Below are 12,864 nucleotides of genomic sequence, written 5' to 3' on the forward strand. Positions count from 1 at the left end.
GATTCCATTGATTAACCAGTTCTCAATGGAATCAAACAACAGTTTGTGTAGTTCCACATTTTTAACATTGGTTCCGGACATTCTTTACTGGTTTCACACTTTTTTAAACTCTATAAACAAGTAATAATTTAGTTTAAAGTCTTACTCTACCGTAACGCTTTTCGCCAGGTTACGTGGTTTATCCACATCGTGTCCCAGTGCCAGGGAAGCGTAGTATGCAAGCAATTGCAATGCTACAACGGACAGAGCCGGGCTAAGCAGTGGCAACGTCTTAGGAATCGCAAACGCTTGGTCTACGGATTTCAGCAATGGTGCTACGTGCTCTTCGTACGTAATTGCCAGTACGTCTGCGCCACGTGCTTTCACTTCTTTGATGTTGCTCACGGTTTTCTCTAGAACGTTCTCCTGCGTTGCCAGAGCAATGACAGGGATACCGTCCTCGATCAATGCGAGCGTACCATGTTTCAACTCACCCGCAGCATACGCTTCGGAGTGAATATAAGAGATCTCTTTCAGTTTCAACGATCCTTCTTGTGCTACTGCATAATCCAGACCGCGGCCGATGAAGAAGAGATGTTCATGTTTGGAAATTTGCTCCGCATATCCTTTAATGGCCTCCGCTTGCTCCAGCATGGATTCCACTTGTTCAGGCAATGCTTGCATTGCTGCGAGCGTGTGAGCAATCTCTTCTGTTGTTTGTGTGCCACGAACTTGTGCAAGGTACAGACCCAGCAGGTTGAACGCGATCAATTGCGAAGTGTACGCTTTAGTGGAAGCTACAGCAATTTCCGGTCCTGCCAGTGTTGCAATCACATCGTCCGCATCACGTGCAATGGAGCTACCTACAACGTTAGTGATGGCGAGTACATGTGCACCATTTGACTGTGCTTCGCGCAGTGCAGCAAGTGTATCAGCCGTTTCACCGGATTGGCTCACCACAATCACAAGTGTATCTTTGCTTACGATCGGGGAACGATAGCGGTATTCGGAAGCAACATCTGTTTCTACCGGAATACGTACCAGTTGCTCGATTACAGTACGTCCAACCAGACCTGCATGGTACGCTGTACCACATGCAATGATTTGAACGTTACGGATATTTTTGATTTGTTCTTCAGTCATTTTCAACTCAGGAAGTTGAACCTTTTTGCTTTCATTATCGATGCGACCCAGCATTGTATCACGATATGCTTTTGGTTGCTCATGAATTTCTTTCAGCATGAAGTGCTCGAATCCGCCTTTTTCTGCAGTTACAGCATCCCAATCGACACGAATCATTTCCCGAGAAATAAAGTTACCTTCAATCGTCATCAATTCGACAGCATCATGTGTCAATACAGCCATTTCACCATCATTCAGAATGTACACGTTACGTGTATGTTCCAGAATTGCCGGGATGTCGGAACCAATGAAGTTCTCGCCTTCACCAATACCAATAATCAATGGGCTTGCTTGACGCACAGCTACGAGTTTCTCAGGCTCATGCTCTGTCAATACACCCAGTGCGAATGCGCCACGCAACAACGTGATCACTTTTTGCACTGTTTTAACGATATCACCATTGTATTCACGCGCAATCAGGTGAGAAATAACCTCAGTATCTGTCTCGGAAGTGAACGTGTGACCTTGAGCCATCAATTCGTCCTTCAGATCCAGGTAGTTCTCAATAATACCGTTATGCACAACAGAGAACTTCTGGCTTCCATCCGTGTGTGGATGAGAGTTCTCATCCGATGGTTTACCATGAGTTGCCCAACGTGTGTGTCCGATTCCGGCATTACCTACCAGTGGTGCACCATCCAGCTTAGCTTCAAGATTCGCAAGACGACCAAGAGCTTTTGTGATTTGCAGACCTTCTGGTGTGAATACCGCGATACCTGCAGAATCATAACCACGATACTCGAGTTTCTTCAATCCTTCGACCAATACCGATTGAGTGTTCTTATTACCAATATATCCAACAATACCGCACATAGTTTATTTCCTCCGATTGTATATGAATACTGTGTCACGAAGAGAAACAGGCTGGCACGGCATATCGAAAAAATGAAAATGATTGCCTAACGTATCATGAGAACTTTCAATTATTCAATTATCAATGATCAGAGCAGCCTCTTGCCGCTCCGCAGTCATAAGCTGTTATTAGATGCAATCATGAATGTACATCATTTTCCCGTCCGCGCACTGTTCACGCTCTTCGCGCACATTCATTTGAATTTTAGTTGAATCTTGCACCTACCGGCGCGTTGTGTGGACAGTCACCCATCCATTTTCCGCAATCCGGTTCACGGCTCTGGTGCATCACCGGGAGGTCCCCGCCGAACAATCCGAACACCTCCACCTCGTCAGCTTGATTGCCGTCGATCTTGCTCAGTAGCATCTTCATTATTTCAAGATTCATACCGATCAAAATCCTTCCCGCGCAACTTCAAGCTCTGGCGCTTGTGTAACTAGTACCTTACGATCCTCACTTTCTGTGTCTGAATGACGACTCCACTCATTATATGCACGTCAGGTTCATTTTGCAATGGAGCAAAGTACCTGTGACAATTTCGGCATATTTACCCACAATCCCGACCGGTTAAACAGACCCATGGTCTCACTAGGCCGGGACGTAGGAATATGGGTTTGTATGGCATAAACCCTGTTAGATTAAACCTTATGAGACAGTGATTCCCTTGATACAACCGTGTTTGGAAGGCCTATAGATCAGGTCCTATACCAGTTCTTTTTGCACAACATCTGCAATTTGAGATACGAATTGTTCAAGTTCATCCTTATCTGGTCCTTCCGCCATAACGCGGATCAAGGATTCAGTCCCGGACGCACGAACGAGTACACGTCCATTATCACCCAGATGCTGCTCGACTGTAGCAATAGCTTGCTCAATCGCCGAATTGCCCTCGTATTTGCTCTTATCTTCAACGCGAACGTTCACCAATACTTGTGGATACTGGGTCATCAGCGCCTTAAGTTCACTCAGTTTTTTACCGGAAGCTTTCATCGTGTCCACGAGCTGAATCGCTGTCAGCATGCCGTCGCCTGTTGTATTGTAATCCAGGAAAATAACATGACCGGACTGCTCTCCACCCAGGTTATAACCCCCACGGCGCATTTCTTCCATCACATAACGGTCACCCACGGCAGTCTTTGCTGTTTTCAGTGCCAGTTTCTCCGTTGCTTTGTAGAATCCGATGTTACTCATTACGGTAGATACCACGGTACTGTCTTTCAGCTTGCCTGCACGATTCATCGCATCACCACAGATGCACAGAATGAAGTCACCATCAACCTCAGCGCCTGTCTCATCAATAGCAATCAGTCGATCCGCATCCCCGTCAAAAGCAAGGCCCAGATCCGCATTATGTTTCAGCACCTCTTGTTTCAAATGCTCCGGGTGAGTTGATCCGCATTGCTCATTGATATTCAGGCCGTTAGGCTCAGCACCAATGGCAATGACTTCTGCACCAAGTTCTCTGAATAATTTGGGTGCCAGCTCATAAGCTGCTCCATTAGCACAGTCCAGAACAATTTTGAGTCCTGAAAACGATTCATTTACCGTTGTTTTCAGGTAGTCCAAATAGCGATAACGGGATTCTTCATCCACTATTACGGTTCCCAAACCACCACCCACAGGGCGCGGCAATTGATCCGTTTCTGCATCCATCAATTCTTCGATCCGGTTCTCCGTCTCATCCGACAGTTTGAAGCCATCTCCCCCAAAAAATTTGATTCCGTTATCCTCAACCGGATTGTGGGAAGCCGAGATCATTACCCCTGCATCGGCTTTCAGCAGACGAGCAATATACGCCACTCCAGGAGTGGATACAACGCCCAGACGAATTACATCAGCGCCAATGGACAGCAAACCTGCAACCAGTGCGGATTCCAGCATAAGCCCCGAGATTCGGGTATCCATACCGATAACCACTTTTGGTCTTTCCACACCACCTGCAAGCACATAACCACCACAACGTCCGATGCTGTAAGCCAGCTCCGCCGTTAACTCTTTATTGGCAACACCTCTTACGCCGTCTGTACCAAAATATTTCCCCATGATCTAACTCCTTCTATTCGCATCATATAAGAGCATAAACGTTATTTTAAAATTCGGATCTGAACATGTTCTTTTACGGATTGGAGCCACTATTACTGCTACCACTGTTATTGGAGTTACCTCGACTGGTATTCCCCTGCTGGCTCTGCTCCTGATTGTCCGTATTCGATTCTGTTTCTTCTTCTCCAGGAGCAGTTTCGGTATCCCCATTCTCAACTTCGGCTGGTGAAGGCTCAGGCCCCACCGTCCCTTGATCCTTCGGATCCTCGCCGGGAGCAACCGTCGTATCATCAGCCTTTTCACTAATTTTGACGGTAGCGCTCAGATCATCTGATGACTCATCCAGTTTGGCAAAACGAGGTAAGTCAGCCTCAAGCTTTATTTCATGCGTACCTACCGCAAGTCCAGCAAGATCCGCAGTCAACTTGATATCATCGCTACTTAGACCTTCAAGCATCGTTGAAGAACCTCTAAGCGTAATATTCAAGCCGCCACTTTTGGGAGTAACCAGTGTCCCTTCCAGCCCGTTTCCCGCGCCAGTAAGCGTAATGGGTACGTTCGGAAAGACTTTGGTCGTCTCCTGAAGCTCATCATAAGGCGATACCGTCACCTTAAGCTGAATCGAACTAGGCTCGATTTTCTCAAAACCGGGCGGCGGCGTCAAGTCCAGGTTAACTGTCGACGTCCCTGCCTCATCGAACTGAGTAAGATCAAGGGTTACTTGGTCGTAGGACTGTATACCCGCAAGCGCATCCTCTGTTCCGTAAACCGAGACTTCTTTCACGCTTGGCTCAACTGTGGAGAGCACCATTCCCTCCGGCAGCTGTCCCGAATATTTGATTCTTAAGGGCACAGTTGTATAGGGCTGACTGACCGGAATACGGACTTCAACGGTTTCTGGTGTAACAATCGCATTTTCAATAACCTTGCCTTCGGCATCGTATGCCTGAAGCTTCACTTTTTTCTGCGTCACGTCATCCTTGGCATCCTTCACGCTCACACTGCCCTGAACCTTCGCTACGGCGTCTAGCTGCCCTTCCGGCAGAGTTACCTTAACTGGACCTGAAGGCTCAACAACGGGCGTTCCAGCGTTGTATCCGGCGGATGGTTCTCCTTCGGGTACAATATTCACATCGAAGGATTTGGTGCCCAATTTTTCCACGTTGACCGTAACCATGGAAGGCTCCATGCTGACTACCTCAACCCCGGAAGGCAGATCAGGCACCAATGGCAGTGTATTGGACCCATCCTTCACCTGACTAAGATCCACTAGCACTTTATAATCATCATTCGTAAAAATCGAAGTTAACATTGAACGCTGCCCTTTAATCTCCAGCCGGACCTCATCCGTACTTAATGAAGTAAGTACGTAGGAGTTACTGTCGAGACCATAGGGCTGAACAGGCACAGTGCGCTCCACAACCTTATTCGTTGTCCCGGTCGAGATCGTTGGCGTAGTTGGTACTTCATCCAGATGTATCATGAACCAGAGCAACAAACTCACCGCTAAAGCGAGAATCTTGGCAAAATTGTTGTTATTGAACCATTTATCCATTTTTACGTCCCCCCTTCCGTTTCCAGAGGGTAGTCCAACCATTCTTTTTAGTCAGATTGGAGGTTGGACGTAGTTCTTCGTATAGTTTGGCAATCAGCGATTCTTCCTTAATATCACGAACAACCTGTCCATTCATCGCAAGCGACACTTGTCCTGTCTCCTCCGAAACAACCAAACAGATCGCATCCGCAACCTCGGTAATTCCGATTGCTGCACGGTGACGTGTTCCTAGCTCTTTGCTAATAAACGGATTCTCGGATAAAGGCAAATAACAGGCTGCCGCCGAAATCTGTTTGCCCTGTATAATGACGGCTCCATCATGGAGAGGTGTGTTCGGAATAAAAATGTTAATCATCAGCTCTGAGCTGACCAGAGATTGCATCTGGATCCCAGACTCTGTGTAATCGTTCAGACCCGTTTCCCGTTCGAATACAACCAGTGCACCAATTTTACGTCGTGACAAATAATTTACGGACTTGATAATCTCACCAATTAACACCGTTAATTCTTCATCACTTGCTGCTGCCGAGCGTCCAAACAGCTTGCCTCGACCCAATTGCTCCAGACCACGGCGCAGTTCCGGTTGGAAGATAATAAAGACCGCAACGACACCAAACGTAAACATCTGGTTCATCAGCCATTTGAGCGTATAGAGATTTAGCCACGTACTTAATGCCCAGATCACTACAAGGAACAAAATACCTTTGAGCAGCTGAACCGCACGGGTACCCCGCACAAGCAAAATCAATTTGTACATAATATAGGTAACGATCAATATATCGATAACGTCCTTAATGGACTCTTTCCACGTTAAGTCAGCAAAATAGTTCATAAGCCAGCCCCCGCTATCCCCATTGATGAGTAAACCCTGCTCTCATATTAACCCATTCGGATTTAATTAATCCTTTTCTCGCATTTGCATCATCCATTCAGGCTCGCCCTCAGAAACAAAAGTTGGCCAGGAAAGAGCACTCTGATCCAACCAACGTATAGACGAATAGAATCATTTCGATCTATATTTTGCTGATGGAAAGACGCTCTTTAGATTTATGCAAAAAGCTTATCTATATGTAGTAGTATGTTCTCTTTAGTATCTAGGTTATAACGTTAACGTTCAGGTTGCAAGTTACGGGAGTCACAAACTGCGCAGAAACAACACAAATCCCATAAATTACAAAGTCATCAGATAAAAAAAGAGTACCCCAGCAATCTGGAGGTACCCTGCTTGGTATATACCATTGAAGAATTTACCCTGTTTTAGCGATAAGCCACTTCATTTACCATATTGGTTATTTTGTACCAGAACCAGTCCAGCGCCTGATCAATACTTTTCACCTGACCGGAAATATGTGCCGTTGAGGCCTGATACAACTGTCCGTCGATGACTGTCAGATTGCCATTTACATCACCGTATACCTGAGCAGTTCCATTCTCTATCGTAAGATCGCCAGCAATGGACTTGCCCTCCGGAACAATAACCGTGTTTCCTTCAATCACGATCTGGTCCAGATTATTTCCCTTAACGACCATTTCGTTATTCTGATTCCAGAAATTCCAGGCGCTAAAGAGCATCACGACCAAAAAGAAGGCTGCCGCCGTCAGCGCGGGATGTCCTTTGACCCATTTGAGCCATATTTGCTGTCTCTTGGGCTGGGGCAGAGCATTCATAATTCGATTGGTCAGCTCATCCGAGGCAGACGGTGAATAGTGTTTCATGGCAAAGAGTAGCATTTCCGTCTGTTCCAACTCTTTAAAGCGCATGCGACAATCCGGACAGGTCACAAGGTGACTTTTCAGTTCAACCTTCTGGGCCGGGGACAACGACTCATCCAAACATTCATGCATTAAAGAGACGGCCGAGTTGCAATCCATATGAGAGCCAATCCTTTCTTAGATCACTTAGTCCTTGCATCGCCAAAAAGCACGCATAAGACTTGCATACATTACATACGTATCCGTTTCGGATATGTTTCAAATAAATTCGCCCAAAATAAAGACGTTTTTCATTTACAACTTATACTCCAGTTTTTTACGCAAAAAATCACGCCCCCGATGAACACGAGTCTTAATCGTTGTTACGGGCATACCTGTCACATCACTGATTTCCTGTAGCGACAAGTCCTGTAAATATCTCAAAATCATGACTGATTTATACTTGGCCGGCAAACTGTCAATCGCTTCACGGATAAGTGTCTGTGTCTCAGACAAAAGTGCTTCGCTCTCTGGTGTACGATCATCGCTTGGAAGCATCGCATAACCGTCAGATCCTTCCTGATCATTCAGTTCTGCATCCAATGAATAAGAAGGTTTCTTCCGCCGTAAGCGGTCAATACACAGATTGGTCGCAATCCGGTAAATCCATGTTGAGAACTTCTGGTTCGGATCATACTTTTCCATATTACGAAACACACGCAAAAACGTCTCCTGTACAACGTCTTCGGCTTCATGACGATTGTTCAGCATCCGGTATGCCAGATGAAACAGCTTGTCCTTGTATAATTCAACGATTTCTGCAAAGGCCCGCTGGTCACCCTTCAGTACCAGCTTAACAAGCCTGTTCTCCAAATTGTCCACCCTTATTCCCCCAGACATGCTGATGGGTCTTCCGCGTTCTGATACCCGTCCACACTTGTAATTCACCAATCAAATCGTAAATCAACTTTGGTCAAAAATCAAGACTGTGCCGGAAAATATCCGCCAAAAACAGTAAAAACGGGAACTCCCGAAGGAGTCCCGTTTCATCTCTCACTCAGGCTGAGGAAAGAATTAAGCTTTTTGCTATCTACTTGGCTGGAAAATTCACTTCATTTATGGTTAAGCAGATTAACGATCAGCCCGTATTACGAAGTCCTGCAGCAATGCCGTTAATCGTAAGCAGCACTTCTCGCAGCAACTCTGTGTCATCCTCGCCGCGCTCACGCATGTCTCTGAGCTCACTCAGAAGTTGGACCTGCATGTAGGACAATGGATCGACATACGGATTACGAAGTCGGATCGACTCTTGAATTACCGGTACATCATCCAGAATTTCAGCTTCTCCGGTAATTTTCAGAATCAGATCTTTGGTGAGCTTGAATTCCGATTCAATCTGACCATAGATGCGATCACGTGCTTCCTCATTGGAAGTCATGGCCGAGTATTCCTTCGCAATGACCAAATCTGCTTTGGCAACAGCCATCTGGACCGTATCAATTAGTGTACGGAAGAATGGGAAGTTTTCATACATTTCTTTCAGGACAACCAGATTTTCTTCTTTATCCTGATAGTAACTTTGCAGTCCCGTTCCTGCCGCATACCATGCGGGAAGCAAATAACGACTTTGGGTCCAGGCAAATACCCAAGGGATCGCTCTCAAATCCTCGAACTTGTCGCTGTTTTTCCGTTTGGATGGACGTGAACCAATATTCAGTTCCCCAACCTCAGGCAGCGGTGTCGATTCCTTGAAGAAGGTAAAGAAGTCTGGATCACGGAAAATGAGATCCTGGTATTTGGTCAGGGAAACTTGAGAAATATCTTTGATGATGCTATCCCAATGACGCTCTGATGCCGACTCTTGCGGCTCCAGACCGTTTAGTGCAGCGGTAATCAAAGCCGATGTAGCCTGCTCAAGACTCCGGTATGCAATTCCCTGAAGGGAATAACGGGAAGAAATAACCTCACCCTGCTCTGTAATCTTGATTCCCCCACCAATGGTGTGTGGTGGTTGAGCAAGAATACTGCGGTTGAGAGGCATGCCTCCACGTCCTAGCGCCCCACCTCTACCATGGAAAAACTTCAGCTTAACGCCGTGTTTATTAGCAACATCGGTGATAGCATTCATCGCCACGCGCAGCTCCCAGTTGGCTGTAACCACTCCGCCATCCTTGTTGCTGTCCGAGTAACCCAACATGATTTCATGCAGTTCATTCCGTCCACTCACACTTGCGCGATATATCGGAAGGTTGAACAGCTTCTCCATAATTTCCGAAGCGGCATGAAGATCATCAATCGTTTCAAACAATGGAACCGCTTGAAGCGTAGATACCACTTCACCGTTATGTTCTTTACGGAACAAACCTACTTCTTTGGCAAATACCATAACCTCAAGCAGATCACTTGCTCCTTGGGTCATACTAATCAGGTAGCTTGTGATACAACCGGCCCCAAACTCGCTCTGAGCACGCTTGATCGTACGGAATACATCCAGACACTCTTTGGTTCCCTCTGTGTATTGGTGATAAGGGGACGTCAGCGGACGAGGATCATCCAGCAAACGAGCCAGCAAATCGATTTTGCCATCTTCCGTCAGTCGAGCATAATCTTCTACGATGTTCATCTTGGCCAAAATCTCCGACATCGCATTTTCATGCTCTTTGCTGTGCTGACGCACATCCAATGAAGCCGTATGGAAACCGAACAGCTCCACTTGACGGATCATTTTGCGAATGGTCGTATCTGCTACATAGTCTGCAAAATGATGACGCAGGCTGCGATCGATAATCATCAGATCATCCATCAGTCCTTGAGCGCTGTCATAGCGATCAGGCTGTCCTACTTTGTTCTCATCCAGGACATTGTTCAGCTTGGCAATCATATATGCCAATTTAATGCGATATGGCTCTTTTTCATTTCGCCACATATCCACTTTTTTCAATGTTACACAACTACGGTCTTGCTCAATCGACTGAACCAGTTCATCCGATACGTGGATGATGTTCGTGCTGAAGCTGAGATGTCCCATAAGTTCAATCATAATCCGTTGATACTCACGTAAAGCGAGCTTACGCTGCATCAACAGTGTCTGCCATGTTACATCTGAAGTTACCGAAGGATTTCCATCCCGGTCTCCACCGATCCAGGAACCGAACCGCAAATACGTCGGCACATGCCAGTCATGGTCAGGATAAAATTTATTCAGGCAGCGTTCAAGCTCCTGGTATACATCCGGAAGTACATGGAACAACGTTTCATGAAAGTAATACATTCCGTTCCGTACTTCATCAAGCACAGTCGGTTTACGGTCACGAAGCTCATCCGTCTGCCATAGTGTAATGACTTCGTTCAGCAGCTTCTCCCGCAACTGTTCACGTTCACGCAACGTCAGCGTAGGATTATCAAGTGACATGACATCTTCGGATATCCGTTTGTGGATGTCCAGTATAACCCGACGCATGGCTTCGGTTGGATGAGCTGTCATAACCAATTCCAGCGATAAATCTTCTAGAATATCCTCTACTTCCTTGTGAGACAGTCCACGTTCCTTCAGATCTTGTACTGCTTTTTCAATCGATCCTGGCTGCACAGCGTCCCCTGCAGAACGTTCATAATCCCGTTTACGCCGGATCCGATGGTTTTGTTCAGCAATGTTAACTAATTGAAAATAAATCGCAAAAGCTCTAATCACCTGATGGCGATTTTCCGAGTCTAATTCCTGGATCATCGTTTTGAACTCCGCATAAAGTTCTGGCAAGAACTCTGCACGCAACGATTTGCTCGTTTCCCGAATCTTCTCAACGATATCTAGAAGCTCCGTGCCTCCTTGATGGACAAGAACTTCTCCGAGTATATTGCCCAGGAACCGCACGTCTCGCCGAAGCAGGTTGTTGGATTGGCTTTTGCTGGCGGTTACCATAGTTTCAGTCATGCTTATCCTCCCATCTGATCGTTCCATTCGTACACGTAAATTTGACACCTTCATAACATCATACAATAAAATGGACCGAAAATCTTTATTTTTCTACTAGTAAAAATGGGGATTTACCCTGATTTACAGCACAAAAACACGCTTTATTATTCATTTTCTTGTTCTGCTTCGATCAATGGTCAGATGCTGTCGCATGATACCTTTTTCACGTACTTTTCACTACTCGAATAACTCATACCTATTCTTAATTTTTCATAAATATACAGTTAGAGTGGGAATGTTCATTGTACCTGAATAGATTCGTATCTGCGTGATTTCCATGGTTACAAACCAGACGAAACATAAAGAAACATGACCGGCAAAGCAAGCTTTTGTATACTTTATCACAGTGACGCAATAAATTAAAGAGTGTATTTATAATTTTTTGTTTCTTTTTGTAGAATTTAATGAAGGGGCTCAAGGTATTCTTTTACTTATCAGCCAATATAGAGGAGATTCTTATTTTAATGAGGTGTTGTTTCTATAAATAAAAGAAAAGCCTCTGTATAAAGAGGCTTTTCGATGAAACATGAAGCGGGTGATGGGAATCGAACCCACGCTATTAGCTTGGAAGGCTAAAGTTCTACCATTGAACTACACCCGCAAATAAAAATCGGGATGACACGATTTGAACATGCGACCCCCTGGTCCCAAACCAGGTGCTCTACCAAGCTGAGCTACATCCCGATACTTATGAAAAATAATGGCGCGCCCTGAGAGATTCGAACTCCCGGCCTTTTGATTCGTAGTCAAACGCTCTATCCAGCTGAGCTAAGGGCGCAAATATTGGAGCGGACGACGGGAATCGAACCCGCGACCCTCGCCTTGGCAAGGCGATGCTCTACCGCTGAGCCACGTCCGCAAAACCTATGCGCGTGGAGGGACTTGAACCCCCACGTCGTGAAACGCTAGATCCTAAGTCTAGTGCGTCTGCCAATTCCGCCACACGCGCATGTGAAAAGTGAGTCATGAAGGGCTCGAACCTTCGACACCCTGATTAAAAGTCAGGTGCTCTACCAACTGAGCTAATGACTCAAACTAAAAATTAAAATGGCTGGGGATATAGGATTTGAACCTATGCATGACGGAGTCAAAGTCCGTTGCCTTACCGCTTGGCTAATCCCCATTAAGTTAAGTGGTGGAGGCTGAGGGGATCGAACCCCCGACCCTCTGCTTGTAAGGCAGATGCTCTCCCAGCTGAGCTAAGCCTCCATCCTATGACCCGTAGGGGATTCGAACCCCTGTTACCTCCGTGAAAGGGAGGTGTCTTAACCCCTTGACCAACGGGCCCCATTTCCAAAGCTCTCAACCGGGATCGAACCGGTGACCTCATCCTTACCATGGATGCACTCTACCTACTGAGCTATGAGAGCAAATGGCTCCCCGAACAGGGCTCGAACCTGTGACAACTCGATTAACAGTCGAGTGCTCTACCAACTGAGCTATCAGGGAATAATATGCATTTGCAGTGCAAATGCAATTCATCGTACAACGTTAACATGCAGAGCCTGTTTTCTATGTAGGATGAAAGAGTTCGCTTGGCGGCGTCCTACTCTCCCAGGACCCTGCGGTCCAAGTACCATCGGCGCT

At 46.2% G+C, this 12,864-nt stretch carries 8 protein-coding genes and 11 tRNA genes; all 19 read right to left on the reverse strand.

All coding sequences use genetic code 11. The annotated features are described in order from the left end of the window. Nucleotides 1-141: 141 nt before the first annotated feature. Nucleotides 142-1,974, reverse strand: coding sequence for a glutamine--fructose-6-phosphate transaminase (isomerizing) (gene glmS, locus BMW94_RS18935; RefSeq protein WP_091000520.1), 1,833 nt, complete (start codon nucleotides 1,972-1,974; stop codon nucleotides 142-144). A gap of 244 nt (nucleotides 1,975-2,218) precedes the next feature. Further along, nucleotides 2,219-2,401, reverse strand: coding sequence for a hypothetical protein (locus BMW94_RS18940; RefSeq protein ID WP_063567047.1), 183 nt, complete (start codon nucleotides 2,399-2,401; stop codon nucleotides 2,219-2,221). Nucleotides 2,402-2,716: 315 nt separating this feature from the next. Beyond that, nucleotides 2,717-4,057, reverse strand: a complete 1,341-nt coding sequence (gene glmM / locus BMW94_RS18945) for a phosphoglucosamine mutase (protein WP_064640679.1) — start codon at nucleotides 4,055-4,057, stop codon at nucleotides 2,717-2,719. Between the two features lie 73 nt (nucleotides 4,058-4,130). Next, nucleotides 4,131-5,612, reverse strand: coding sequence for a CdaR family protein (locus BMW94_RS18950; protein WP_175480762.1), 1,482 nt, complete (start codon nucleotides 5,610-5,612; stop codon nucleotides 4,131-4,133). After that, a complete protein-coding gene (cdaA, locus tag BMW94_RS18955; RefSeq protein ID WP_091000522.1) occupies nucleotides 5,605-6,444 on the reverse strand; it encodes a diadenylate cyclase CdaA in 840 nt (279 codons plus the stop codon). The genes BMW94_RS18950 and cdaA overlap by 8 nt, the downstream gene beginning before the upstream one ends. 425 nt (nucleotides 6,445-6,869) lie before the next feature. Then, the gene (locus tag BMW94_RS18960) at nucleotides 6,870-7,484 is read right to left on the reverse strand and encodes a zf-HC2 domain-containing protein (protein ID WP_063567043.1); all 615 of its coding nucleotides are present in this window, start codon (nucleotides 7,482-7,484) and stop codon (nucleotides 6,870-6,872) included. A 135-nt stretch (nucleotides 7,485-7,619) separates the two neighbouring features. Beyond that, complete coding sequence (gene sigW, locus BMW94_RS18965) at nucleotides 7,620-8,186, reverse strand: RNA polymerase sigma factor SigW (RefSeq protein WP_017692117.1); 567 nt, start codon at nucleotides 8,184-8,186, stop codon at nucleotides 7,620-7,622. 256 nt (nucleotides 8,187-8,442) lie between these two features. Then, nucleotides 8,443-11,235, reverse strand: coding sequence for a phosphoenolpyruvate carboxylase (gene ppc, locus BMW94_RS18970; RefSeq protein ID WP_091000523.1), 2,793 nt, complete (start codon nucleotides 11,233-11,235; stop codon nucleotides 8,443-8,445). A 572-nt stretch (nucleotides 11,236-11,807) separates the two neighbouring features. Continuing rightward, nucleotides 11,808-11,878: transfer RNA gene (locus tag BMW94_RS18975), tRNA-Gly, on the reverse strand. A 9-nt stretch (nucleotides 11,879-11,887) separates the two neighbouring features. Next, nucleotides 11,888-11,961: transfer RNA gene (locus BMW94_RS18980), tRNA-Pro, on the reverse strand. A 17-nt stretch (nucleotides 11,962-11,978) separates the two neighbouring features. After that, nucleotides 11,979-12,055 (reverse strand) — tRNA-Arg (locus BMW94_RS18985). A gap of 6 nt (nucleotides 12,056-12,061) precedes the next feature. Beyond that, nucleotides 12,062-12,136: transfer RNA gene (locus tag BMW94_RS18990), tRNA-Gly, on the reverse strand. Nucleotides 12,137-12,144: 8 nt separating this feature from the next. Then, nucleotides 12,145-12,226, reverse strand: a tRNA-Leu gene (locus BMW94_RS18995). 10 nt (nucleotides 12,227-12,236) lie between these two features. After that, nucleotides 12,237-12,309: transfer RNA gene (locus tag BMW94_RS19000), tRNA-Lys, on the reverse strand. A 16-nt stretch (nucleotides 12,310-12,325) separates the two neighbouring features. Beyond that, nucleotides 12,326-12,400 (reverse strand) — tRNA-Gln (locus BMW94_RS19005). Between the two features lie 10 nt (nucleotides 12,401-12,410). Next, nucleotides 12,411-12,486: transfer RNA gene (locus BMW94_RS19010), tRNA-Val, on the reverse strand. Nucleotides 12,487-12,492: 6 nt separating this feature from the next. After that, nucleotides 12,493-12,564: transfer RNA gene (locus BMW94_RS19015), tRNA-Glu, on the reverse strand. 10 nt (nucleotides 12,565-12,574) lie between these two features. Then, nucleotides 12,575-12,647 (reverse strand) — tRNA-Thr (locus tag BMW94_RS19020). A 3-nt stretch (nucleotides 12,648-12,650) separates the two neighbouring features. Continuing rightward, nucleotides 12,651-12,726 (reverse strand) — tRNA-Asn (locus tag BMW94_RS19025). Nucleotides 12,727-12,864: the final 138 nt, after the last annotated feature.

Source organism: Paenibacillus sp. OK003 (genome assembly GCF_900109515.1).
Lineage (GTDB): Bacteria > Bacillota > Bacilli > Paenibacillales > Paenibacillaceae > Paenibacillus > Paenibacillus marchantiae.

Excerpts from the sequence above, each read along its gene's own strand:
- glmS (WP_091000520.1), bottom strand. The coding sequence starts at position 1,974 with ATGTGCGGTATTGTTGGATATATTGGTAATAAGAACACTCAATCGGTA.
- BMW94_RS18940 (WP_063567047.1), bottom strand. The coding sequence starts at position 2,401 with ATGAATCTTGAAATAATGAAGATGCTACTGAGCAAGATCGACGGCAAT.
- glmM (WP_064640679.1), bottom strand. The coding sequence starts at position 4,057 with ATGGGGAAATATTTTGGTACAGACGGCGTAAGAGGTGTTGCCAATAAA.
- BMW94_RS18950 (WP_175480762.1), bottom strand. The coding sequence starts at position 5,612 with ATGGATAAATGGTTCAATAACAACAATTTTGCCAAGATTCTCGCTTTA.
- cdaA (WP_091000522.1), bottom strand. The coding sequence starts at position 6,444 with ATGAACTATTTTGCTGACTTAACGTGGAAAGAGTCCATTAAGGACGTT.
- BMW94_RS18960 (WP_063567043.1), bottom strand. The coding sequence starts at position 7,484 with ATGGATTGCAACTCGGCCGTCTCTTTAATGCATGAATGTTTGGATGAG.
- ppc (WP_091000523.1), bottom strand. The coding sequence starts at position 11,235 with ATGACTGAAACTATGGTAACCGCCAGCAAAAGCCAATCCAACAACCTG.